The following is a 25,188-nucleotide window of genomic DNA, read 5'->3' on the forward strand; positions in this document are numbered from 1 at the left end:
TTATAACAGTGAATGTCTTGTCATTACTTCGGGTTTTTCAATGCCCATTAACGCTAAAATGGTCGGAGCAATGTCGCCTAAAACACCATCTTTAATATGTTTTAAATCCTTGTCAACCAATATGATTGGCACCGGATTTGTGGTGTGTGCCGTATTAGGCGTTCCGTCTGGGTTTATCATGGTTTCGCAGTTACCGTGATCGGCAATTACGATAGTGGTGTAGTTGTTTTCCAAAGCCGTTTCGATAACTTCTTTTACACAAACATCGACAGCTTCACAAGCTTTGATAGCCGCTTCCATCACACCGGTATGGCCAACCATGTCGCCGTTGGCAAAATTTAAGCAAACAAAATCCACCTCGCCTTTTTTCAGTTCGGGAATTAATTTGTCTTTTATGTCGAAGGCACTCATTTCGGGTTGTAAATCGTAAGTGGCCACTTTTGGTGATGGACAAAGTAAACGTCTTTCGCCAATAAAAGGTGTTTCACGACCGCCGGAAAAGAAAAAGGTTACATGCGGGTATTTTTCCGTTTCGGCAATTCGGATTTGTAGTTTATTGTTGTATTCCAGGACTTCACCCAACGTTTCCGTAATGTTGTCTTTGTCGTAGATCACATGAACGTTTTCATACGTGTCATCATAATTGGTCATCGTAACATAATACAATGGCATTTTGTGCATGTTCTGTTCGTGAAAATCCTGTTGGGAAAGGGCTTCGGTTAATTGTCGTCCGCGATCGGTTCGGAAGTTGAAGAAAATAACCACATCGTCTTCTTTAATAGTTGCAATCGGCGTATTGTGCTCGTCAACCATCAAAATCGGTTCGATAAATTCATCGGTTATATGATTGTGATAACTCGCTAAGATGCTCATTACCGGATTGATGGAATGGGTGCCGATGCCATTTACAATTAAATCATATGCTTTCTTAACCCGTTCCCAGCGTTTGTCACGATCCATCGCGTAATATCTTCCCACAATCGATGCTAATTTAGCCGAAGAGTTGTTTAGATAATTATTCAGATCTTCGATGTATTTCGCTCCGGATTTCGGATCGACATCACGACCATCTGTAAATGCGTGTACGAAAATGTTTTGCAGACCAAAATCGTTCGCGGCATCCAGCAATCCTCGTAAATGGGAAGTGTGAGAATGTACACCGCCATCGGAAACCAAGCCTAAAAAGTGAACGTTTTTATTGTTTTGCTTTGCATAAGCAAAAGCATCGTTTAGTACTTTTTCGTTGTTCAGGCTTTTGTGTTGTACCGCTAAATTAATTTTGGCCAAATCCTGATACACAATACGTCCGGCTCCTAAATTCATGTGGCCTACTTCGGAATTGCCCATTTGACCTTCCGGTAAACCAACGTTTAAGCCGTCCGTACGAAGGGAAGCATTTGGATATTTAGTGTATAAGCTGTCAATAAAAGGAGTGTTGGCGTTATCTATGGCAGAAACTTTCGGATCGGGAGATTTTCCCCAACCGTCCAGAATCATCAATATTACTTTTTTGTTCATTGTGTCGATAATTTGAAACAAAGATAACGAAACCCCAACGTAGCTGAAAATCAGTTTACACTTTTTTAAGCCATCCTTTAGCTTGGTTGTAATCGATAAAATAACGCACGCTTACAGACAATGTGTTTGTAAGGTTGTCGCTTAACGTGTGATCCAGATTGTTGTAGAATTTTTTATTCACCTCCCGGTCAAAATAGGTGGCATTGTTGCGATAAAGAAGCGAAATCTGACTGCCTGGCGCAAACCACCACGAATACGATAAATCGAAATTCCAGATATTGAAGTTGTTGTTTTGGTTTTGATTATAAGTTGTGTTGGCAGTAAAATAGCCGTCATCAGTCAAAGTTATAAAGTTTAGATTCTCGGTGAACGAACAATAATAGCGAAGCTTTAAATTGAATGTCATTTTGTGGTTCAGGGAATATTTGCCGGTAATGGAATTCTCTAAAGTGTTTCGGTTTCTGTTGGCGAAGATAATTTCATCAGTAGTACCGTCATAATCCACCCAGCCTTTGTCGGAGTTTTGTCGGTGATGCTGGAAGTAGTAAACCAACAGGAACTTATCACTGAAACGGTAGCGAGGGCTGAAATAAATACCGATATTCTCACGAGCATCCTGATCGTAGCGATCGTACCACATTCCTGTATCAATTGCTAAAGGATTGTTGTAATTGGTGGAGATGTCAAACCATCCGCTGGCGGCTTTCGGGTTGTATGCGAAGCGGCCTTCTTCCCTCGGCTGATAAAAATCGTAAGTTTCAAAAGGATAAAATCGCAAACCACCACCAATGTAATGATTCTTTTTGGTGGAGGTGTTTACATTAAAGCCAACGTAGGCGTCCTGTGCTCTTCCGGTCTGATTGTGAAATTCGGCATACCAATTCGTGTTAATGTTGAACGAGTTAAATGTCTTGTTCGGATTCAGAATACGGTAATTGGCATTGGCATAAATGTTATGGTAATTAGTAATGAAATTAATCCCCATATCGTTAATGTCGTATTTTTTGGAAACATATTTGCTGTTTACCGTAAAACGATATTTACCGCTGGTTTTTGAAAAGTTAAGAAATGCCGAATACCCGTTTCTGTTTTCCGTAAGATCATTAACATGGCTGAATTTAGCATCTCCGGAAAGTTTATAGGTATTGGCTTTGGTATTCAGGTCGAACAGTAATCCGGAAACATTGGCATCGCGGAATTCTCCGTTTCGCATGACATTGGTATTCACAAAAGTTACCGAAGAATTTTTGCGAAAACGCTGATCAAGTACCAGAAGGTTGTAATTCGCCAGTGGTTCAACGGTTTTGTTTCGGTATTCGTATTTAATTATGGGCGGTTGTGACGGATCCGGATTGGCGGTTAAAGTTTGCTTTTCGATGGTGACGTCTGTTTTCTCGGTAACAGCATTCAGTACGCCAATTCCAAGACCGCTTGAAGTTCTTCCGGAAACCTTTAAAGCATTCAGTAAATTAACGTTTTTCGGATAGTTCAGTACCGTTTCTTCTTGTGTTGCTTCCGGATAGGTAGAAGGTTCTCCTCCGATTCTTCTTGAATAAAACAAACCACCTTTGCTGAATAAATCGGTTCCTTCGGTAAAGAAGGGTCGGTTTTCATTAAACTGCTGTTCGAAAGGGCCAAGATTTAACACGACATTGTCAAATGCGGTCTGACCGAAATCGGGAACTAAGATGGCGTCTAATGTAAACGAATCGTTTATGCCGTATTTTATGTCCATTCCGGCTTTAAATTTATTTTCCGAACCGTCTTTGTTGGTGGTTACGTAATAGGAAGCGTAGGGGATAAGGAAAAGTCGGGTAGGCGTTTTGATGTTTTCAATGCCATCAAGAATTCCGGCCTGCTGAATAATCGCCCCTATTTTATTGTCGATGTGGTTCCAAGTAAATTTTTGGCGGTCACGGCGAATTTCACGAAAGAAATTAACACCCCAAATTTGTTGCTCTTTTTCGGAAAAACGTAAAGCAGCATAAGGGATTTTCATTTCGGCAACCCAGCCATAGTCAGTAAGCGTAACGTTGCTGTTCCAGATGCCGTCCCAGGAATAATCTTCGTTGCCCTCTGTAGCCAAAGCATCCATTTGTGTCCCGGCAGCACTTACAAAAAAGCGGAAATCCTGTTGGCCGTCGTTATAACCGTTGATAAAGATTCCGAAGAAATCTGCGGTTCCGAAATTGTCCCGTTCCGTGATTTCTTTTAAGATTTTTGTAGGATCGTCAAACATAACGGCTCCAATGTAAATACCTTCGTTGTCATAGAGTACTTTTACTTCGGTTCTTTTTTCATGTGCGAGCGGTTTACCGTTATCGGGTTCAAACATGATAAAGTCTGTGGCGGTTTGTGCGGTATACCATTCTGCTTCAATCAGTTTTCCATCGATTGTAATCGGATTTGTTTTTTTATAAGCACTAATCTTCTTTTTTTCTTTTGTTAGATTTTTGGGATCTTCCGGTGTTGTTTGTGAAAAAGCTGAAGATGAACAGGTTAGGAGTATGATCGTCCACAAATAATTGCGCATTTTTTTTGATTTGATGATTGATATGTCAAATTTACTGAAATATGCCATGTTTGTTGAGATTTAAGAAATGTTTAACTTCTTTTACTGTGTAAAAAAATCGATGAAATGTTAAAGTTTACCGATAAAATGTAAAAAAAATTTGGACAGTATTATTTTTTATTTCATATTTGCTCCAACCTAACACCAACTTAATTAATAGATTATCAATGATTTACAAAATTTTGCCTGTTTTGTTTGTTTTTCTTTTATCGTTTAAACCCACCGATATAAAAAAAGAAAATGATCCTAAACTTGTTGCTGCTACTACCAAAGTTTCGTTAGAAGCAAAAGTGAAAAACCTATATGCTACGTTAAATGTTAAAACATTTGACATGCCTGCAATGGAATGTTTTTCCAAAGCTGTAGAAGGGTATTTTCAGTTGAGAGAGCAGGGAGTAGTTCAAAAAGAAATTTTAACCATTATTGATTTCAGTCTTTCATCCACTCAAAAAAGACTTTGGGTGATTGATATGGTTACTAATTCTGTAGTACTGCAATCGGTTGTATCACATGGTAGAAACAGCGGAATGGAGTATGCAACTTCATTTTCCAATGAAAATAACTCCAACAAAAGCAGCTTAGGTTTTTATACTACCGGAGAAACCTATAACGGCAAACACGGACTGTCTTTGAAATTAGACGGTTTGGAATATGGCATCAACGACAATGCAAGAAGCAGAGCGGTGGTAATGCATGGAGCGGATTATGCGGCAGAAAGCGTTATCAGACAGCAAGGCAGATTAGGAAGAAGCCAAGGTTGTCCGGCAATTCCTTATGCAATTCATAAAGAAATTATCGAGTTGGTAAAAAACAAATCGTGTTTGTTTATTTACCATCCGTCAAGAACATACGAAAAGCAGTCGAGACTAATTTCGTAACTGCTGGTACAAGTCGAAATCGAGATTGTAAATATCGTTTCGGAATTGAAATCCATCTTCGTTCATAAAAGCTGTCCAGTACAGTAAGTGAATGTAGATGGGTTTTTTTATAGGGATTCCTGATGTTTTTTTACTTTCAATGATTTTTTCTACCCGTTTTTGATTCATGTAATTCTCATCGGTTTCCAGAATATAGTATGCTAATTCCAAAGGATTTTCCACACGTACACAACCGGAACTTAAAGCTCTTCCGCTAAGACCGAAGAAATCCCGGTGATTGGTATCGTGTAAATATACCAAATGACTGTTAGGAAAATTAAATTTCACCAATCCAAGCGAATTGTTGTAACCCGGTTTCTGTACATACCTGTAATTGTTAGGTTTGGCAGCATTCCAGCTGTAAGGGTTTACCTCCTGACCTTTCATGTTGTAGATGGTAATGCCGGTTGCTGCAAAATATCCGCGATTTTTGGCTGCTGTTGGGCCTAAATCTTCTTTAATGATGGTTGGTGGAACGGTCCAGGTAGGATTGATGACCAGATTGCTGAATTTGGATGACAGTATCGGTGTTTTTCGTTTATCCCTTCCCACGACAACTTTATGGGTTCTTACGGTGTCATTATTTTTGACGACATTGAGTTTGAACTCAGGAATATTTACAATAATGTAATCGTCGCCCAAATGTCTTGGGAACCATCGCCATCTTTCCAGATTGGCAACAATTTGTTGTTTGCGCTGGTTTTTGGTGTAATTGAGTGCAGCAGCAGTGCCTTTTCCAATGATTCCGTCGGCTAAAAGCCCATGTCTTTCCTGAAAGCGTTTTACGGCACGTACTGTTTTTTCATCGTAAATAGCTGTTAACGTATCCGGTTTTCTGTAATCGCCCCAGTAGGCCAGTCTGTTTTTTACGGTTTTGATGGTTTCGATGGTGTCGTTGGGTTTGATTTTATCTTCTACAACGATAGCATCAATATTGTCGCCCGGCATATCGTTAATTTTAGCCAGACTTTTTTTAAGAAGGTGGTAAACCAAGTGATTTGGTTTTAAAGTATCGAGTGTCTTTTCAATGGTGTGGTGACGAATAGCTTCCTGAAGCAGATCAATGGCTTTAAGATTCTTTTCATACATATCCCAGTCTTTGTATAGTTGTGTGGGGTTTACTTTTCCATTGTAGAGATGGTTGGCCAGCCGTTGAAACGATTCGGTTAAAAGAATATCCTGCAGCGCAATTTGTTTGTGCGTAAGTTTTTCTCGTGATTTTTCGGTTTTTTCAATTTGCCGAATGTTGTAATCTTCAGAATTCAGTCCTTCTGCATCTGCTTCTTTGATCAGTGCAATGAGTTGGTTTCGATCATTGGTTTCGGTCCAGACGGTTTTAAACAGGTTGTTGCGGTAAAATTCTTTGATTCTTTCGGATTTGTTACTCAATAAAAGGGTGTCGATGGCAACGGATTTCGGCGATACAATAGGAATTACCTTTTTGATGGTGTCCTGTTCTTTATTGTTAGCCAATGCGGTCTCTTTTTTACAGCTGATGAGAAGTATCGGAAGAAGAAAAAAGAGGTATTTGTACGACATAATATTCCTGATTTTACACTACGTAAGTTACAAAAATTGCAACCGTGGTTTTACTATTTTAACATTTAGATGCTTTTATGCATAACAAAATGCGTGCCGATTTCCTTTATCTCAAAAGAATCGCCTTTAATTTTGTAGTCTAATTTTTGATAAAACGGAACCGCTTTTTCTCTGGCATTGAACCAGATAAGTTCTCCTTTTTGTTCTTTTATATAGTGTTCGACTTTTTTTACTAATTGTTCGCCAATGCCTTTTCGCTGGAATTCTGGCAAAACTGCCATGCCGCGAATCTGATACTGTTCTTTTTTGGAGAAAAGAGGATGGCAGGCCTTGTAAACAGAGACTACACCAATCAAGTCGTCGTGTTCGTACAATCCGAAATGTGCCGTAGTGCCTAGGTTGTCGCCGTCAAAATGACAGCTGTCCACTGGTTTTCCTGGGCGAAGAACCGGTTGGCGTACCGAAAATGTCTCTTCTGCTTCTATTTGATGAATAAAAATCATAATGAGGGGAATTTTTAAAACGGTTAAGAAATTTGTAACGGATTAATACTAAATTAATTATTGGTATAGATGCTAAAATAATGATAAAGTTGCTTTAAAAAGTTGAATATTTTTTCATTTAAAATTTGTTTGTAACAAAAATATTTTTCTATATTTGCACCCACAAATAATGAAGATCACATTTTTTCTGATCAGAAGTTTGTGAAAAATGCGGAAGTAGCTCAGTTGGTAGAGCGTCAGCCTTCCAAGCTGAATGTCGCGAGTTCGACCCTCGTCTTCCGCTCTTGGAAAAACCCGATGAAGTTTTAAAAAGCATCAAAATGCGGAAGTAGCTCAGTTGGTAGAGCGTCAGCCTTCCAAGCTGAATGTCGCGAGTTCGACCCTCGTCTTCCGCTCCAAAAGGGAGTAAGCCACACGAAAGTGTGGCTTTTTTATTTTAATTTAGTGAAACGCAAGTGCAATAACAATATCTACGGCAATCAGGATGATGATAATCCATTCCAGTCGCGCACTTTCCCTTACGTTCAGTACATCAGTAAACAATGTTAAATTGTCTTCCACGATTTGCAAACGGTAATCCAAATCTCTGAAGCGAGGATTGATGTCGAAATTAGCTTTCAGATTTTTGTTTAGCAGGTTCAAATCTTCATTATCCCAAACCAGATTTGGATCGTCCAGAATGTATAAATTATCAATGATGCTGTTCTTAACATTAAGAACTTTGCCTATATATTTCAGTAAATCTGTTTTCGAAATCTTCAGTTTCCCGTGTTGTTCCAGTTGCAGTATGTATTCCTTGGAGGAGGAAATGAGTTCGTCGGATAGTAATTCGTAAAATTCTAATGCGACAGATTGAGCGGTATTGAGCATAACCGTTCGTAAAACATCTGCGTCTATTTTTGGGACGGATACATGATCGTTGCGAACTATAAATTTGTTTTGAGAATTGTCAGTCCGAATAAGGTATTCTTCTGATAGATCTATATCGATTGGTACATTGGTGTAATTTTTAACGAAATTTAGGAATTCGCTTTTTGCAACTGCATCGTAATTAGAAAAAACCACCACCCCATAATCAAACAGATACAGATAACGGTTGTTGTCGGCTAAAGCATAAAAAACTTCTGAAGTTGATCCGGAGAAGGCTTCCGTACGAAATTCTGCCCGAAACTTTTTAATGTTGATGGCTTCGGCTAATTGTATCGCTTCAATTCTCATTTCCATAACCCACTGCTTTTCACAAATTTAAGAAAATTTTCTTACTAATTTTAAGAAGCGGGTTATGAAATTGATCAATCTAATTTAAGTTTGACAAGTCCGAACCGGTTTCCAGTTCCACGGGTGTTTCGTTTTTTTGGAACAAACGGGCTGTCAAATCGCCTTTTAGGGTTATTTTCTGTCCGATAACTTCCAGCCAGCTGCCTTCACGTAATCCCAAAACGGGCTGTGAATTGAAGTGATGGAACTCATTAATTCGGGTTTCGCGTGTTTCACCCATATGGGTAGAACCCTCAATAGGATCCAGATAATGTGGGTTGATGTTAAACGGTACGAATCCTAATGTGTTGAAACTTGGCGGATAAACAATAGGCATATCGTTGGTAGTTCCCATAGTCAAACCGCAAATATTACTTCCTGCAGATGTTCCTAAGTAAGGGGTTCCGTTTTTTACCACTTTTTCAAGCGTTTCAATAATTTCTGTTTTGTACAATTGGGTTACCAGTAAAAAAGTGTTACCACCACCGGTAAATATGGCCTCTGCGTTTTGCAGCGCTTCCTTTGGGTTTTCAAATTCATGAATGCCTTTTACCGTAATATTAATTTGTGCAAAAGCTTCACTAACTTTACGGGTGTAATCGTCGTGGGAAATTCCGCTGGGACGGGCATAAGGAATGAAAAGCAAGGTCTTTACTTTTTCAAAATGATTTTTGAGTGTAGGCAATAAATAATCCAGATAGTTTCCATTGTGTAAAGTGGAGGTGCTGGCGATAATTACTTTTTTCATACGTTGTAATTTGTGTCAAAGGTACGTGAATTTCATTTTCGGATTTAACAAAATATTACAAACTTGTTGGCAAAAAATTGTGAGAGTAATCAGATATTTTTACAGCCACTTACCACTATTAAATGAAACAAAAATTACTTTTACTGTTCTGTTTTCTGACTACTGTGTGTAATGCACAACAAATCAAAGTGTTGCAAGGTAGGGTGTTGGCTGATACCAAAGAGTTGGGCGGCATTACAATCCGAAATCTTTCGCTTGGAAGAGATGCCAGCACTAAAGGTGACGGAACATTTTCTATTGCTGCTAAAGTAGGTGATACACTGTTTTTCACGGCCATACAGCTCAAACCGAAAACCATTGTGGTGGAAAAAGAAGATTTCGATTACCTGCCGTTCCCGGTTCGTATGGAGCTTAAGGTAACCGAACTGAAAGAAGTGGTGGTCGAGAAGAGTAATATCGATGCTGTAAGCCTTGGTATTGTACCTTATAAAGTGAAAAAGTTTACACCTGCAGAAAGAAGGTACTATACGGCAACAACCGGTTCCGGAATCGTGCCTATAGATCCGATAATCAACGCGATAACAGGAAGAACCGCTATGCTCAAGAAGGAAATTCAGATAGAAAAATATAAGATGGTGCAGGCCAAGTTGGGCAATATGTTCGAGGCCGAATACCTAATCCGTGAATTTGATATTCCTGAAGATTACATAGAAGGATTTGTGTTTTTTGTGGCAGAAAAGCCAAAAGTTATGGATGCGGTAAAAGCCAAAAATAAAACCCTGACATTATTTCTTTTAGGAGAATTGGCTGTCGAATATAAAACAATGCTCCAAGATGCGAAGTAGTATTTTTGTTTTGTTGCTATTCTTGGTTTCCACAGTGGTTGTGGCTCAGGATATAAGCCGGACGATGTTAAGTGGCAGGGTGGTTTCGGATTCGATTCCTGTGGAGAATATCACTATTGAAAACATTACGGCTAAAAAGTTGGCCACCACAGATGATAAAGGGAATTTTCGGTTGCTGGCAAGAGAAAAAGACACGCTTGTTTTTAGCGGTATTGCTTTTAAATCGTCTGTTTTGCTTGTGAGTCATACGCATATGAATGATGATGATCTGAAAATACGACTGCACGTAAGAGTTAATGAACTGGAAGAACTAATCGTCAGGCCTTATACGTTAACCGGAAATCTTGAAACTGACACTAAGAATCTGAAGGTGAAGGCCATAAACCTCAATTTGGGTGCTATGGACTTATCGGCCCCCGAAGTGAAATATAATCCAGTCGAGCAAGGGTTGAAAAGTGTGCTGCCACAAACCGAAAGTCAACTTACAGGGGTTAATCTTATGGGGATTGGTAAAATGATAGCTAAATCTGTTTTTAAATCCAAACCTAAAGAGAAGAAAATCGAATTTATTACCCAAAAGATTTTTTCTGATGCAGTGAAAGAAAAATTTAACAGTCGTTTTTTTACGGAAACACTAAAGCTAAAGCCGGATGAGGTGGATTTGTTTTTAGCGTATTGCGATGATAACAATCTGGAAAATAGAAAGTTGTTAAATCCAAAAAAAGAATTTGAACTGATCGATTTTTTACTAAAAAAAAGTGAAGAATATCTTAAAAAAAATCGATAAATAGTTTCTTTTATTACATTTGGCGCATGAATAAATTTTTTCAGCGCTTTTTGCCTGTCATTCTACTGGTTATGCTTTGCTCATTTACGGCTTTGCATAAGTTCTACGTGGGTATTTATCAGGTAAATTATATTCCTAAAAAGAAAGAAATCCAGATAACCGCTCGAATCTTTATCGACGATTTGGAAAAAGCTTTGGAAAAGAAGCATAAAAAGAAGCTATACCTCGCGACACCCAAGGAAATTGTGGAAACAGATGGCTTTATCAAAAGTTATTTGTCTGAGAAGCTTCAGGTTGAAGTGAACAAATCACAAAAAACACTCAAATTTTTAGGAAAAGAAGTCGAGGATAATGTGTTGATTTGCTATCTTACAGCCCCTGTTCAGGAGAGGATAGTTACCATGACAATTACCAATTCTGTGTTAACCGAAATTTACCCCGATCAGCAAAATATCGTGCATGCAAACGTAAGTGGTATCAAAAAAACTTTGTTGCTTACAGACGATGAGCCGGAAGGCGATTTAGAATTTTAGACAAACAAAACACCAAATATAGTATGAAAAAGACAACCTCAGTTTTTTCGCTTATAGCACTGGCCGTTCCTTTTATGGCATTGGCTCAGGAGCCCAAGCCTGCCGAGAAAAAACGTGAACCGGGTCATTACGACACGAATAAGTTCAGCCAGATGTATCATGAAATGGCTACACCTAATTCGTACCGTACTGCTTCAGGTGCGCCCGGACCGGCGTATTATCAACAACAGGCCGATTATAAAATCGACATCGAACTGGACGATAAAAACACCAAGCTTTACGGAAAGGAAACCGTAACGTATCACAATAATTCGCCTGAAACCTTAACTTATCTATGGGTGCAGTTGGATCAGAATGAGAAGAAGCGCGATGGGAAAAATCCATTAGTACAGAGCCAGCGTATCAGCAGTGCGATGGGTACGGGGGATTTTGCCAAGCAATTTATGCAACCTCGTTTTGACGGCGGTTTCAATATCGAATACGTGAAAGATGCAAAAGGAAACCCGATGCCTTACACGATCAACCAAACCATGATGCGTATTGATTTGGACAAGCCCTTAAAGAAAGGGGAGAAAGTGTCCTTTTCAATAAAATGGTGGTACAACATCAATAATTATATGGTAGACGGAGGTCGTTCCGGATACGAACACTTCGATAAAGACGGCAATAATTTATATGTCATTGCGCAGTTTTATCCGCGTATGGCCGTTTATAATGATGTGGAAGGATGGCAAAACATGCAATTCTGGGGGTCCGGAGAATTCGCGTTACCCTTTGGTGACTTTGATGTAAGTATTACTACTCCTGCCGATCACGTACTGGAAGGAACCGGTGTGTTGCAAAACCGAAGTGATGTTTATACGGCTGAGCAGGTAAAACGCTATGAATTAGCGGAGAAGAGCTATGATAAGCCGGTAGTTATTGTTACCCAGGCTGAAGCAGAAGCGGCATCCAAAGGATTTTCAGCGGCAAAAAAAACATGGAAATTCAAGGCGACAAATGTTAGGGATTTTGCCTTTTCCTCTTCGCGAAAATTCATCTATGACGGTATGGCGGTGAAATTGGCAAACGGCAAATCGGTAATGGCGATTTCGTGTTACCCGCCGGAAGCTAACCCGCTTTGGGGAGACTATTCAACAAGAGTTGTAGCACATACTTTAAAAAGCTATTCCAGTTATACATTCGATTATCCTTACCCGAAAGCCATATCCATTTCTGCCGAAGATCAGGGAATGGAGTACCCGATGATTTGTTGGAATTACGGTCGTCCGGATGAAAAAGGCTATGTAAGCGACCGCATCAAATATGGTATGATGGGTGTAATCATTCACGAAGTAGGACATAATTTCTTCCCGATGATTGTCAACTCGGATGAACGCCAATGGACTTGGATGGACGAAGGCTTAAATACCTTTCTTGAATATTTAACAGAACAAAGCTGGGATAAAAATTTCCCCTCCAGTCGTGGGCCAGCAGCTAAAATTGTTCCTTATATGAGTGGTGATCAAAGATATTTAGAACCCATCATGTCGAATTCGGAAACGATTTACAATTTCGGTGCCAACGGATATTCTAAACCAGCAACCGGATTGAATATATTGCGTGAAACCATTATGGGGCACGATTTGTTCGACCATGCCTTCAGAACCTATGCGCAGCGTTGGAAATTCAAGCATCCAACCCCGGAAGATTTCTTCAGAACAATGGAAGACGCTTCAGCCGTAGATTTGGATTGGTTCTGGAGAGGTTGGTTCTATTCAACCGATTACGTGGATATTGGTATCAAAGAGGTGAAACAATATTTTGTAACGGAAGATCCTTCCAAAGCAGTTCAGGAGCAATTCAACCGCAGAGGTAGACGTGTTAATAACGGAGAGCCCATGGTGTACATGACAACCGATACGGCTGAAGATTTTAAACCGGAGATGAAAAAACCGCTTACAGTATCCGATGTGAAAACATTGAGTGAGTATGTGAACAAGTTGCCGTCCGAACAAAGAAATACGTTAAAGCAGCCAAAATATTTTTACGAGGTGGAATTCGATAAGCCGGGCGGAATGATGATGCCGATAATTGTAGAATTGCAGTTTGAAGACGGAACCAAAGAAAATCACCATTTTCCGGTTCAGATCTGGAGAAAAGGTAATGAAACGGCAAAACGCGTTTTCGCTACGGAAAAACCAGTGAAAAAAATCCAATTGGATCCTAAACTGGAAACAGCAGATGTTGATGTAACCAATAACGTATGGCCGAAAGAAGAAGTGAAATCCAAGTTTGACGAACTTTCTCAGGGCAAATAAAATTTAAGACCGTCTGTTTCAGGCGGTCTTTTTGGTTTTTAATAACACAAACCAAATGAAAACTTTGTAACTTTGTCCCACTACAATTAGTAACTGAATCATTATGTTTGGAATAGGAGGAGGAGAAATTTTCCTGATTATAGTAATTGCCCTGATGTTGTTCGGATCGGATAAGATTCCGGATATCGCCCGTACTTTGGGTAAAGGGATGGCGCAGCTGAAGAACGCGACCAACGATATTAAAAGCGAAATTCAGAAAAGTGCCGAAATCAATGAATTGAAAGACCTCAATCCGATGAATCAGATCGATTTCACCGCCGATATCAATAAAGAAATTGACAAGGCCAAAGAAGACATCGAGGACATGACCGGTCCTATTAAACGCCAAATGTAACTGTGGAGAAAATCATTCAACTGGACAAACAACTTTTAGTTTTCCTTAACGGACTGGGTTCCGAGCAATACGACGGCTTGTGGCTTTTGATCACAAAACAATTGCACTGGACGCCTTTTTTTCTTTTCATTTTTTACCTTTTATACAAAAAAGTAGGATGGAAACATTTGTTACTTATTGCGGTTTCCATAGCAGTGATGATCACGTTTACCGATCAATTTACCAATCTTGTAAAAAACAGTGTGCAGCGTTTGCGTCCGTGTAACGATATAGAAATTAAAGACATAATTCGCATTGTGCAATCCAGAAGTAGCTTCAGTTATTTTTCAGGGCATGCGGCCAATTCCACGGCAGCTACGACTTTTGTGTTTTTGATTATGCGAAAATATTATAAGTACGCTTTTTTATTGTTTCTGTTTCCGTTGATTTTTGCGTACAGCCGTATTTATTTAGGGTTGCATTTTCCTGGTGATATTTTGTCGGGTTATCTTTTTGGGGCAGTTGCCGGTTTTGGATTTTCCAAACTGTACAATATTTTCAGAAAGAAACATTTTCCGGAAAGCTTATAAAAACAAAATCCCGATTTTATTCGGGATTTTTTATTTTTAAAGAACACGGCTCATGGTTAAACCGTCGCGAATTGGTAGTAGAACCGTTTCCACACGCGGATCGTTTTTCAGGATTTCGTTGTATTCCAGTAGTACTTTGGTACTTTTGTCATTGGCTTTTACTTCTTCCAGTACTTTGCCGCTCCACAAGACATTGTCGGACAAAATCAGTCCGCCTTGGTTCATCATCGGAACAATCATTTCGAAATAGTTGATGTAATTTTCTTTATCGGCATCAATAAATACCAAATCGAATTTTTTGTTTAGGGTTGGGATAATTTCTAAAGCATTTCCCAAATGTTGCTGAATTTGCGTGCCCCAAGCCGATTCATCAAAATATTTACGCTGGAAATCGAACAGTTCCTCGTTGTTGTCGATGGTGTCCAATGTTCCTTTTTCAGTTAAACCTTCCGCCAGGCACAACGCTGCATAACCGGTATAGGTTCCGATTTCTAAAATGTTAGTTGGGCGAATCAATTTCGACATCATGCTTAAAAAGCGTCCCTGGAAATGACCACTCAGCATTCTCGGCTGTAGTATTTTCTGATGGGTTTCCTTGTTTAAACGGGCTAACAATTCCGGTTCGTTTTCGGAATGCAACGCGACATAGTCTTCTAAAGCTTCGGATATAAAGTGCATAAACTGATTTTTTACAAATTTACAAATAACCCAACAATCAAATTCACAAAATGTAAGTAACTTTGCGCCATGCAAACGGAGAAAAAAGACATACGCGCATTAACCAAAGACCAATTACGTGATTTTTTTGTAGCCAACGGCGATAAAGCCTTTCGCGGCAATCAGGTGTACGAATGGTTGTGGCACAAACGCGCGCATAAGTTTGAGGACATGACTAACATTTCCAAACACACACGGGACATGCTGGAGGCGAATTTCGTGATCAATCATATTAAGGTCGATACGATGCAGCGCAGTTCGGATGGTACCGTAAAAAATGCCGTTCGTTTGCACGACGATTTGATTGTGGAATCCGTTTTAATTCCAACGGAAACCCGAACCACGGCTTGTGTGTCCAGTCAGGTCGGTTGTAGTCTGGATTGTAATTTCTGTGCCACTGCCCGATTGAAAAGAATGCGCAACCTGAATCCGGATGAAATTTACGATCAGGTGGCGGCTATTGACAGCGAAAGCCGTTTGTATTACAATCGTCCCTTGTCCAACATCGTTTTCATGGGTATGGGCGAACCGTTGATGAACTATCCCAACGTGATGAAAGCGATTGATAAAATTACATCTCCGGAAGGATTGGGAATGTCGCCTAAACGCATTACGGTTTCCACTTCGGGAGTTTCCAAGATGATTAAGAAAATGGCGGACGATGAGGTGAAATTCAAATTAGCGGTTTCCTTGCACTCTGCTGTGGAAGAAATCCGAAATGATATCATGCCGTTTACCAAAGATTTTCCGTTAACCGGACTTCGGGAGGCACTGGAATACTGGTACAAGAAAACCAAAAGTAAAGTAACATACGAATATGTGGTTTGGAAAGGGATCAACGACGATAAAAAGTCAATTGATGCCTTGGTGAAATTCTGTAAATATGTGCCGTGTAAAGTCAATTTAATCGAATACAACCCGATTGATGACGGTGAATTCCAGCAGGCTTCCCAAAAAGCCATCGAAGACTACATCATTGCCCTGGAGCGAAACGACATTGTGGTGAAAGTTCGCCGAAGCCGTGGAAAAGATATCGATGCGGCTTGTGGACAGTTGGCAAACAAAGAAGCGTAATCATATTATTTTTCTACAAAGAATTAGCTATATTTGAAGCCAGTGAAGATTGTAGAACAAATAAAGCAGCCCATTATTGATGAAATGGAACTTTTTGAAAAGAAGTTTCGTGATTCAATGTCTTCTAAAGTGGCGCTTTTAAACCGAATCACGCATTATATTGTAAACCGAAAAGGGAAACAAATGCGTCCGATGTTTGTTTTCCTGACCGCCAAAATGGTTTCCGGAGGTACGGTAAACGAACGCACCTATCGCGGGGCCGCCGTAATCGAATTAATTCACACCGCAACCTTAGTTCATGACGATGTGGTGGACGATAGCAACAAACGCCGCGGCTTTTTCTCCATCAACGCCTTATGGAAAAACAAAATTGCTGTTTTGGTGGGAGATTTTCTGCTTTCCAAAGGGTTACTGCTTTCCATTGACAACAACGATTTTGATTTGCTGAAAATCATATCCGTAGCCGTGCGTGAGATGAGCGAAGGCGAACTGCTTCAAATCGAAAAAGCCCGTCGACTGGATATTACCGAAGACGTTTATTATGAGATCATCCGTCAGAAAACCGCAACTTTAATTGCTGCCTGCTGTTCTTTAGGAGCTTGTGCTGTAAAACCGGAAGATGCTGAAGTGGTGGAACGCATGCGCAAATTCGGGGAATTGATTGGAATGGCTTTCCAGATTAAAGATGATTTGTTTGATTATACGGATGATGCCATCGGAAAACCAACCGGTATCGACATTAAAGAACAAAAAATGACCCTGCCGCTTATTTATGCGCTGAACAATTGTTCGGCTAAAGAAAAAAGCTGGGTTATCAATTCAGTGAAAAACCACAACAAAGACAAAAAACGTGTTCGCGAAGTCATTCAATTCGTAAAAGACAAAAACGGATTGGGTTATGCCGAACAAAAAATGGTGCAATTCCAGCAGGAAGCACTGCAACTTATTCAAAACTTCCCCGATTCTCCTTATAAACAATCCCTTATTTTAATGGTGAATTACGTGATTGAACGCAAGAAATAGTGGTCTGTTATAGCCGCAGTTTTCAGGCTGGGCTTAGAGTTTTTGATTTTTTTAAACTTTTTTTTCACCTTTCATGCAACTATTTTACCCCTTCAATCGTCTATGCTAATAGAAGTCGGTCAATAATGGTATTTTCTGATTTCGGAACTTAAAAAAAGGAATGAAAGTAATCCACTTACATCAGGACGAAAAAGCGATTATACAGTTGGCTGTCGAAAACAATCGGCATGCGCAACACAAGATTTATTCGCAATTCGCTCCCAAGATGTTGAGTGTGTGCCGACAGTATATAAAAGATGTGCATCAGGCAGAAGATGTCATGATTACCGCTTTTATGAAAGTATTTTCGAATCTAAAAAATTTCGAGCATAAAGGTAGTTTTGAAGGCTGGATACGGAGAATAATGGTAAACGAAAGTATTTCTTTTTTGAGAGCCCAAAAGCAGGTGAAATTTACGGAAGATGAAAATTTCTTTGAAGAACGTTTCAACAATATCGAAAGCCAGTTTTCGGTGGAAGACATTCAGTTTTTAATTGACAACCTTCCGGACGGCTATCGCATGGTATTCAACCTGTATGCGATTGAAGGATATAAACATCAGGAAATTGCAGAAATGTTGGGTATCAGTGAAGGGACGTCAAAATCACAACTGTCGCACGCCCGAAAAATGCTTCAGAACCAAATTGAAAAACAAAAAAACTATGAAATGAGCCAATTGCAATAGTTCTTTATTGAGCAAATGTTTGTAGGCGAATTCAATCAGACCAATATAAAACAATAAAAAAGACTGATTAATATGGAACCGAATAAAATGGAAGACGAGTTCAGAAAAATGCTGAATGCAAGGGAAATTCAGCCTTCTGAAGCTGCTTGGGACAGGTTGGATGCGATGCTTTCGGTGGTCGAGGACAAAAAGCCAAAACGCAATTACCGTTGGTTATACGTGGCGGCCAGTGTAGTTGTTTTTTTAGGTGTGGGGTTTTTCCTCGTGAATCAGGAAAAAAACAATAAGGCATTCCCGATGGATACAAATGAAAGCGTTGTCGTTAATGATACTGAATCGGAACTTAATAACGTATCGGAAACTATAAAAGAAACCGTTACAGAAAATGAAGGCCGTTTTGATATTACAGAAGAAAACCATCCGGAAACCGTTGCAGTATATCAGCAGAATAATTTTAATAAGGTAAAGATTCAGAATTCAGGAGCTGTAAGGCAAAAGATTAAGAATAAGGTGATTGTGAAGGAAGAGGGTGTTGTTTCTAAATCGGATGAGCAACCTGAAATTCAAAAAAACATTGTAGAAGCATCTCAAATGTTGGCCGTAAACGAGGCTCCAAAAGAAAAACCGAAAGTAAAGGTAAGCGCCAATTCATTGTTGTCCTCTGTGGAAGGGGAATTGAATCAGGAATTCAGGGAATCTACTTTTGATAAAATCAAGAAGAACTTTAAAACAGTCAAAACGGCTGTAGTCAATAGGAATTACGAGTAACAATCAAAAAATCGAACAGTTAAATTTTTAAATCATGCAGAAAATTATTTTTTATGTAGCGGTAGCCTTGTGTCTTTTTGTGAGCAAATTGACCGCACAGGAAACTTTTGAGCAACGCGCCAAAGTGATTGCTCAGAATATTGAAAACATTACGACGGAGGAAAAACAGGCCTTGAAAGATCAGCTAAATGATATCAATGTCCGTGTGAGCGAAGGCAAATTGACGCAGCAGGAAGCCGATGCCATGAAAATCGACCTGGCCAACATTCATGCAAAAAAAATTGAACAACGCGTGGCTCTAGAGCAGGAAAAAATGAACACCTTAATTCAGGACAAAGTAGATGGTAAAATAAAACTAAACGATTCCATACGAAAACGAAGTGGAACGTCAATTGTTTTGGGTGGTGATACTGATAAAATTGGGGAGAACCAAACACAAATTGATTTACTGGCTATGAAAGTATACGAAGGCGATGAAGACTATCAGAAAAAAAAATCAAAAAGAACAACATCACAATTTGTTTTTGCAGTGGGCTTAAGTAATGTAGTTACGGAAAATGAAGATTTGGAAAAATCGGATTTCAGGGTTTGGGGTTCACATTACTACGAATGGGGAGTGACTTACAATACCCGAATCTTCAAAAATCACAACCTGTTGCATGCCAAATATGGGGTTTCCTTAATGTATAATAATTTAAGACCAACCGATAACCGTTATTTTGTGCGAAATGGCAATCAGACGGAATTGGCGACTTCCGGAATCGAGCTGAAAGATTCGCGTTTCCGAATGGTCAACCTAGTTTTTCCGGTGCATTTAGAGTTCGATCTTTCGCCTAAAAAAGTTAAAGACGACGGAACGACTTATTTCAGAACCCATAAAAGTTTGCGTGTTGGGTTGGGAGGTTATGCCGGGGTTAATGTCAAGTCGAAGCAAATTACTAAATTCGAACAGGATGGTAATGATTTTAAAGTGAAAGAAAAAGGTGATTTCAATACCAGTGATTTTGTTTACGGCGTAAGTACTTACATTGGATGGAAAGAAACCAGTTTGTATCTGAAATACGATTTAAATGACGTTTTTAAAGACAATCCGGTAAAACAAAACAACGTTGCTCTAGGAGTTCGTTTCGACTTCAATTAAGCGCGGGGTTAGTTAGCAATACGTTTTAAGAAAGCGCTTCAGAAGAGGCGCTTTTTTATTGTTTGTTAACGGTTTGATTGACAAACGCATTCACTATTTTAGAACTTTTTACGGCGCCTTCCGTGTTTAAATGATCGCTGTCGTAGAAATCGTGTTTGCCAAACCGAGAGTCAGTAAACAAATTGAGGTAGTTTACGTTAGGATTTGACGCTTTTAAAATGTGGCACGTTTTGATCATTTTGGCCACTTTTTTCGGATTGACATTTTGAGAAAAATAGTCGGTAACCGGTAAGGTCAGTAAAATAACCTGTATGCCTTTTGACTTGCATTTGTCGATTATGGCCTGTACTCGTTTGGTATTGTCGGTGAAATCTATCCGATGGTCTTCAACAGCTGTTGCTCTTTTTAAGGCTTCCCGTTCAAAAATCGGCCTGCTTTTTTCTTTGGTATAATTCGTGCCAAACCCGTTTTCATCACAATGTGTCCAGCTCCCTTCCTGAAAATAGCGCCAGACAAATTTTGCATTGGTATTGACATTTCGGGTTGCAGATAAAAAATACCGGTTGAAATCGTATTTGCCAATGGAAGGAACGTCCAAATCCATATAACTTTCGTAATAGTATTTGCGCCAGTTGTTTTCATCGGTATTGACGATTTCACTCAGGGTGGTATATTCAATGTGAAGAATTACGCATTCGAGGTTTTTAAACTGATCGATGTGTTTGTCGAACAAAAGTTTGTCAAAATAAAGCGTTTGGCTAATGTGTGATAAGTTGAATGTTGGCTTGTCAAAATAATGCGGGTTCAAGCCGTAAAAAGGATGGGAATTGCCAAAAATAAGGACTTTTGTGCTGTCTGTTTTTTTTTCAATCAGGCGATGTTTCAGGCTGTAGTCATTTTCCGCAAACCGATAAAAAGCCTCAAAAAACAAAAAGACGACGGCAATCGGCAGCAGGTATAAAAACAGTTTGATAAATAGCTTGTTCATCTAAAATTGAAAATATAAAAATTGAAAATCCTTTCCGTAAAAATAAAGTACAATCAGGGTTAAAAGATAATAAAAACTGATGCGATAACGTCTTCTCCACGTCAATCCGAATTTTTCAATGGCATACGTATCGTTTCGGCCGTACCATTCCACCATTATAAAAAGGAAGATATAGCCCAAAACGGTTTTGGGGAATATTTCCGGAAAGCTGAAAAAGGAAGCAGAAGCCATTGACTTTATATAGTCCAAAGCAAAAGTCAAAGAATCCGCTCTGAAAAAAATCCAGGCAAAAGTAACCAGTGTGAAGGTAAATCCTATTTGACAAAAGGTTTGTATGCCAGCTTTTATGTCGGTTGGAGCCGCGATGTCCAGGTTGCTTCGGTTGTTCCCGGTCAGTAGCAGTGGAATGAAGAACAGAGCGTGCAATAAGCCCCAAAAAATAAAAGTCCAATTAGCACCATGCCAAAAACCGCTCAACAGGAAAATGATGAAAACGTTTCGGATGCTTTCATATTTTGAACCTCGGGAACCTCCTAACGGGATGTAAACATAATCCCGGAACCAGCTCGACAACGAGATGTGCCATCGGCGCCAAAATTCGGCAATATCCCTTGAAAAATAAGGAAAGGAGAAGTTTTTCAGAAGTTCGAACCCAAGCATTCTGGCTGTTCCCGAAGCAATATCGGAATATCCTGAAAAATCCCCATAAATCTGAAAGGAGAACAAAACTGCGGCAATGGCCAACGAACTCCCGGAATACTCAGAAGGGCCTTCAAAAACCTGATTGACATACACGGCACAATTATCAGCGATAATAATTTTCTTGACCAAACCCCACAGAATTTGCCTTAAACCGCTAACGGCATTCGAATATTTAAAATCCCGGTTTTTTTGAATTTGCGGCAACAAATGTGTGGCTCTTTCGATGGGGCCGGCCACCAGTAACGGGAAGAAACTTACGAACAGCGAATAATCGATCAGGCTTTTTACGGGTTTGATTTTTCCGTTGTACACATCAATCACATAGGAAAGACCGTGAAAAGTATAAAAGGAAATTCCGACCGGCAATATGATTTTCAGCGACCAATTGTTGCTTTGCAATCCGAAAAAGGAAAGGAGGGCCGAAAAATTATCAATAAAAAAATTAAAGTATTTGAAAAAACCGAGGAAACATAAATTAACGATTATCGAAAACCAGAGCCACGCTTTTTTATGCTCACGTGACTTGTGAATTTTGTGAGCAACAATGAAATCCAATCCGATGGAAAAGACCAATAAAATTAAAAAAAGCCAGTCAAAACAACCAAAGAAAAACAAGCTTGCCGCCAGTAAAAAAATATTTTGCTGTTTGAGATTTTTACGGAAAACATACCAATACAAAATCAGGACAATCGGAAAAAAAAGGGCGAATTCTATTTTGTTGAATAGCATTGGGCTGACTGGTCTTTTTAATTCAGTGGTAAATTTAGGGGTAAATCGGATAAATGACTTTTTTAGATGCGATTTTTTGTAAAAACTTCTGTAACGGAAAGTGCTTCGTTATTTGTTTGAGGAAAAAGCATAGAAATTCTATTTAAACTTTGGAACTTTGTATCTTTGGAACTTTGCTGCCGAAAATGATTTCACAAAACACTATAGAAACTGTATTTGAAACCGCCCGGGTTGAGGAGGTTATTGGTGATTTTGTGCAATTAAAACGCGCAGGGTCCAATCTGAAAGGTCTGAGTCCGTTCTCCAATGAGAAGTCGCCATCTTTTATGGTGTCGCCTGTCAAGCAGATTTGGAAAGATTTCAGTTCCGGGAAAGGCGGAAATGCAGTGACTTTCCTAATGGAGCACGAACATTTTTCGTATCCGGAAGCCATTCGTTATCTGGCCAAAAAATACAACATTGAAATTGAGGAGACCGAAATAACGGATGATGCCAAAGCGGAAGCCAATGAAAAGGAAAGCATGTACCTTGTTTCGGAATTTGCGCAAAAATATTTCCATTCTACGTTGTTAAATACCGATGAAGGAAAAGCAATTGGCTATTCGTACTTCAAAGAAAGAGGTTTTACCAAAGATACCATAGAGAAATTTGGTTTGGGTTATTCTCCGGAAGCCTGGGATGCTTTCACTATGGAGGCGCTTGGGAAAGGTTATAAATTGGAATATCTGGACAAAACCGGACTGACTATCGTTAAAGAAGACAAGCAGTTCGACCGTTTCAAAGGGCGTGTGATGTTTCCGATTCAGAGTATGTCCGGACGTATTTTGGGTTTTGGAGGTCGTATTCTGACCAACGATAAAAAAGCGGCGAAATACGTCAATTCACCGGAAAGTGAAATTTACCATAAAAGTAAAGTTTTATACGGAATCTATCATGCCAAGCAATCCATTGCCAAACTCGACAATTGTTTTTTGGTGGAAGGTTATACCGATGTGATTCAGTTGCATCAGGCTGGGATTGAAAATGTGGTCGCGTCTTCGGGAACCGCGTTAACACCGGATCAGATTCGGTTGGTGAATCGTCTGACCCGAAATATAACGGTGCTTTTCGATGGAGATGCTGCAGGATTGCGGGCGTCCATCCGCGGAATCGATTTGATTTTGGAAGAAGGGATGAATGTAAAAGTCTGTACTTTTCCTGATGGTGAAGACCCGGATAGTTTTGCCAAGAAAACACCATATGATGAATTGGTTGTCTATCTGAATGATAATGCTATGGACTTTATCCAGTTCAAAGCCTCATTGTTGATGAAGGAAGCTAAAAATGATCCTATCAAAAAAGCAGAGCTGATTCGCGATATGGTGACCAGCGTGTCTAAAATCCCGGATAAGATCAAGCGCGAAATTTACATCCAGGAATGTTCCCGCATCATGGATATTTCCGAAGATGTGTTGTTCAATACCTTGGCGCAACTGCTTCATAAAGATATACAGGAAGCGGGCAAGAAGCTAAGAACAGAACAAAAAGCTTTTGAGGTTGTCAAAACAGAGCATGAACAGGTAAATGCCAAGATTGATGTACTGTATGAGTTGGAGCGTAAAATCATAGAGATTTTATTGTTGTACGGAATTGTTGAAGAGGAGTTTGAAGATGTGCTTTTAAAAGCTAATGAAGACGGAGAAGCTGTTGAGGTAAAAGAACTGAATACCTATAAAGTATACCAACGTATTTATCTGAGTTTGCAAGAAGATGAGGTGGAGTTGGCCAATCCTTTGTTTCGTGCTATTTATAATGATTTGGTGAATTACTTTCATCAGCATGAAACTTTTGAGTTGGAGCAATATTTAATGCGTTTAGAGCCTGAACTGGCTCAGGAGGTAACGCATATATTGATGGAAGAAGAACGCGATTTGCTTCACAATTGGGAGGGACAGCAAATCATCGTAAAACAAAAAAACCAAACGGTAAGCCAATATGTTTCTGAAACAATATTGACTTTACGCTGGTTTTTAGTGGATAAGATTATCAGCGAACTAAAGAACAGTTTGTCTGCCGAACCTGAAGCAGATAACTCCGAAACCCTAACAATGGCGATGGAGTACTACAAACTGATTAATTCGTTTTCGTCCAAATTAGGTAGAGTAATGTCCCGCTATAGTTAAACGATTTCTAAAGCTTTGGCTTTGTTTACTAAGTCTACCAAATTCGTTACATGTAATTTTGTTAACAAACGTAATTTATACGTGCTGATGGTTTTTTCGTTAAGCGTCAGTAATTTGGCAATTTCTTTGTTTTTCTTACCGTCACTTAAATAACGCAACACTTCGATTTCTCTCGAAGATAATTTGCGGTATAAACGATCTGATTTTTTGCCTTTGTTTAATAAAGCCAGGTTTTTCTTAACAGCTTCGCTGAAAACTACATGGCCTTCGTTTACTTTTTTAATGGCATTTTCTAAATCTTCCAGTTTGGAATTTTTATGGATATAAGCCGAAATACCGGCTTTCAAGGCATTTGGAGCATAAATTTGCTCACCTAAATTGGTAAAAACCACAAATTTGCTGTCGGAATACTCTCTGATTAGTGATTTTACCAGATTAATACTGGTTAATCCTTCCAATTCTAAATCCAAGACAACAATATCCACGGCTTTTTTCTTTAGTAATTCATCCAGGTCATCTAAATTACTAACCACTCCCACAAAGTTCACAGTAGAACTGTCCTTAAAGTAGGATTTCACCCCATGATGAACCACAGGATGGTTGTCTGCTAAACACACTCTAATCATTTCTCGTAGATTTTTAATAGTAATAGTCTGTAAAATTACTAAAAAAATACAA

At 39.3% G+C, this 25,188-nt stretch carries 23 protein-coding genes and 2 tRNA genes; 15 read left to right on the plus strand and 10 right to left on the minus strand.

Features of this window, described 5'->3' with window-relative positions; translation table 11 throughout:
• Entirely contained in the window at positions 1-1,518 is a 1,518-nt protein-coding gene (gpmI, locus tag ABGT15_RS01125) for a 2,3-bisphosphoglycerate-independent phosphoglycerate mutase (protein WP_367229577.1), read from the minus strand.
• 55 nt (positions 1,519-1,573) lie between these two features.
• Positions 1,574-4,099, minus strand: coding sequence for a DUF5916 domain-containing protein (locus tag ABGT15_RS01130; protein ID WP_367229578.1), 2,526 nt, complete (start codon positions 4,097-4,099; stop codon positions 1,574-1,576).
• Positions 4,100-4,257: 158 nt separating this feature from the next.
• On the opposite strand from ABGT15_RS01130, the gene ABGT15_RS01135 reads away from it, so the two are divergent.
• Positions 4,258-4,968: a murein L,D-transpeptidase catalytic domain family protein gene (locus tag ABGT15_RS01135; protein ID WP_367229579.1), complete on the plus strand. Its 711-nt coding sequence runs from the start codon at positions 4,258-4,260 to the stop codon at positions 4,966-4,968.
• Here the strand turns inward: ABGT15_RS01135 and ABGT15_RS01140 are convergent.
• On the minus strand, positions 4,957-6,546 hold the full coding sequence (locus ABGT15_RS01140) for a L,D-transpeptidase family protein (RefSeq protein WP_367229580.1): 1,590 nt from the start codon (positions 6,544-6,546) through the stop codon (positions 4,957-4,959). The two genes, ABGT15_RS01135 and ABGT15_RS01140, sit on opposite strands and share 12 nt — an antisense overlap.
• A gap of 65 nt (positions 6,547-6,611) precedes the next feature.
• Complete coding sequence (locus ABGT15_RS01145; protein ID WP_367229581.1) at positions 6,612-7,049, minus strand: GNAT family N-acetyltransferase; 438 nt, start codon at positions 7,047-7,049, stop codon at positions 6,612-6,614.
• 210 nt (positions 7,050-7,259) lie between these two features.
• On the opposite strand from ABGT15_RS01145, the gene ABGT15_RS01150 reads away from it, so the two are divergent.
• Positions 7,260-7,332 (plus strand) — tRNA-Gly (locus ABGT15_RS01150).
• A 39-nt stretch (positions 7,333-7,371) separates the two neighbouring features.
• A tRNA-Gly gene (locus ABGT15_RS01155) sits at positions 7,372-7,447 on the plus strand.
• Positions 7,448-7,490: 43 nt separating this feature from the next.
• Here the strand turns inward: ABGT15_RS01155 and ABGT15_RS01160 are convergent.
• Together ABGT15_RS01160 and pepE are read right to left on the minus strand one after the other, a co-directional pair.
• Entirely contained in the window at positions 7,491-8,273 is a 783-nt protein-coding gene (locus ABGT15_RS01160; protein WP_367229582.1) for an RMD1 family protein, read from the minus strand.
• 73 nt (positions 8,274-8,346) lie between these two features.
• On the minus strand, positions 8,347-9,054 hold the full coding sequence (gene pepE, locus ABGT15_RS01165) for a dipeptidase PepE (protein WP_367229583.1): 708 nt from the start codon (positions 9,052-9,054) through the stop codon (positions 8,347-8,349).
• A gap of 122 nt (positions 9,055-9,176) precedes the next feature.
• On the opposite strand from pepE, the gene ABGT15_RS01170 reads away from it, so the two are divergent.
• The 6 genes from ABGT15_RS01170 to ABGT15_RS01195 all read left to right on the plus strand — a co-directional run bounded on the left by ABGT15_RS01170 (position 9,177) and on the right by ABGT15_RS01195 (position 14,482).
• Positions 9,177-9,899: a hypothetical protein gene (locus tag ABGT15_RS01170; protein ID WP_367229584.1), complete on the plus strand. Its 723-nt coding sequence runs from the start codon at positions 9,177-9,179 to the stop codon at positions 9,897-9,899.
• Positions 9,889-10,686, plus strand: a complete 798-nt coding sequence (locus tag ABGT15_RS01175) for a hypothetical protein (RefSeq protein ID WP_367229585.1) — start codon at positions 9,889-9,891, stop codon at positions 10,684-10,686. Before ABGT15_RS01170 ends, ABGT15_RS01175 begins: the two co-directional genes overlap by 11 nt.
• Positions 10,687-10,712: 26 nt before the next feature.
• The gene (locus tag ABGT15_RS01180) at positions 10,713-11,219 is read left to right on the plus strand and encodes a DUF6702 family protein (RefSeq protein ID WP_367229586.1); all 507 of its coding nucleotides are present in this window, start codon (positions 10,713-10,715) and stop codon (positions 11,217-11,219) included.
• Positions 11,220-11,242: 23 nt separating this feature from the next.
• Complete coding sequence (locus tag ABGT15_RS01185) at positions 11,243-13,519, plus strand: M1 family metallopeptidase (protein ID WP_437125347.1); 2,277 nt, start codon at positions 11,243-11,245, stop codon at positions 13,517-13,519.
• Between the two features lie 103 nt (positions 13,520-13,622).
• Positions 13,623-13,913, plus strand: coding sequence for a twin-arginine translocase TatA/TatE family subunit (locus tag ABGT15_RS01190; protein WP_367229587.1), 291 nt, complete (start codon positions 13,623-13,625; stop codon positions 13,911-13,913).
• Between the two features lie 2 nt (positions 13,914-13,915).
• Positions 13,916-14,482, plus strand: a complete 567-nt coding sequence (locus ABGT15_RS01195; protein ID WP_367229588.1) for a phosphatase PAP2 family protein — start codon at positions 13,916-13,918, stop codon at positions 14,480-14,482.
• Positions 14,483-14,518: 36 nt separating this feature from the next.
• On the opposite strand, the gene ABGT15_RS01200 is transcribed toward ABGT15_RS01195, so the two are convergent.
• On the minus strand, positions 14,519-15,160 hold the full coding sequence (locus ABGT15_RS01200; protein ID WP_367229589.1) for an O-methyltransferase: 642 nt from the start codon (positions 15,158-15,160) through the stop codon (positions 14,519-14,521).
• Between the two features lie 69 nt (positions 15,161-15,229).
• On the opposite strand from ABGT15_RS01200, the gene rlmN reads away from it, so the two are divergent.
• From rlmN to ABGT15_RS01225, 5 genes are all read left to right on the plus strand, one after another.
• On the plus strand, positions 15,230-16,273 hold the full coding sequence (gene rlmN, locus ABGT15_RS01205) for a 23S rRNA (adenine(2503)-C(2))-methyltransferase RlmN (protein WP_367229590.1): 1,044 nt from the start codon (positions 15,230-15,232) through the stop codon (positions 16,271-16,273).
• A 42-nt stretch (positions 16,274-16,315) separates the two neighbouring features.
• The gene (locus ABGT15_RS01210; protein WP_367229591.1) at positions 16,316-17,296 is read left to right on the plus strand and encodes a polyprenyl synthetase family protein; all 981 of its coding nucleotides are present in this window, start codon (positions 16,316-16,318) and stop codon (positions 17,294-17,296) included.
• A 160-nt stretch (positions 17,297-17,456) separates the two neighbouring features.
• Positions 17,457-18,020 (plus strand): RNA polymerase sigma factor, encoded by a 564-nt coding sequence (locus ABGT15_RS01215; protein ID WP_367229592.1) that lies wholly within the window; start codon positions 17,457-17,459, stop codon positions 18,018-18,020.
• Between the two features lie 72 nt (positions 18,021-18,092).
• Entirely contained in the window at positions 18,093-18,788 is a 696-nt protein-coding gene (locus ABGT15_RS01220; protein WP_367229593.1) for a hypothetical protein, read from the plus strand.
• 34 nt (positions 18,789-18,822) lie between these two features.
• Positions 18,823-19,929 carry a hypothetical protein gene (locus tag ABGT15_RS01225; RefSeq protein WP_367229594.1) on the plus strand — a complete coding sequence of 369 codons (1,107 nt, stop codon included), beginning with the start codon at positions 18,823-18,825 and terminating at the stop codon, positions 19,927-19,929.
• 55 nt (positions 19,930-19,984) lie between these two features.
• Here ABGT15_RS01225 and ABGT15_RS01230 read toward each other — a convergent pair whose 3' ends face one another.
• The gene (locus tag ABGT15_RS01230; RefSeq protein WP_367229595.1) at positions 19,985-20,917 is read right to left on the minus strand and encodes a hypothetical protein; all 933 of its coding nucleotides are present in this window, start codon (positions 20,915-20,917) and stop codon (positions 19,985-19,987) included.
• Positions 20,918-22,348 (minus strand): MBOAT family O-acyltransferase, encoded by a 1,431-nt coding sequence (locus ABGT15_RS01235; protein WP_367229596.1) that lies wholly within the window; start codon positions 22,346-22,348, stop codon positions 20,918-20,920. It abuts the gene before it with no gap.
• A gap of 185 nt (positions 22,349-22,533) precedes the next feature.
• Between ABGT15_RS01235 and dnaG the strand changes: the two genes are divergently transcribed.
• Complete coding sequence (dnaG, locus tag ABGT15_RS01240; RefSeq protein WP_367229597.1) at positions 22,534-24,510, plus strand: DNA primase; 1,977 nt, start codon at positions 22,534-22,536, stop codon at positions 24,508-24,510.
• Here dnaG and ABGT15_RS01245 read toward each other — a convergent pair.
• Positions 24,507-25,136, minus strand: coding sequence for a LuxR C-terminal-related transcriptional regulator (locus ABGT15_RS01245; protein WP_367229598.1), 630 nt, complete (start codon positions 25,134-25,136; stop codon positions 24,507-24,509). The two genes, dnaG and ABGT15_RS01245, sit on opposite strands and share 4 nt — an antisense overlap.
• Positions 25,137-25,188 lie beyond the last annotated feature (52 nt).

Origin of the sequence: Flavobacterium enshiense (assembly GCF_040750275.1) — a bacterium.
Classification (GTDB): domain Bacteria; phylum Bacteroidota; class Bacteroidia; order Flavobacteriales; family Flavobacteriaceae; genus Flavobacterium; species Flavobacterium enshiense_B.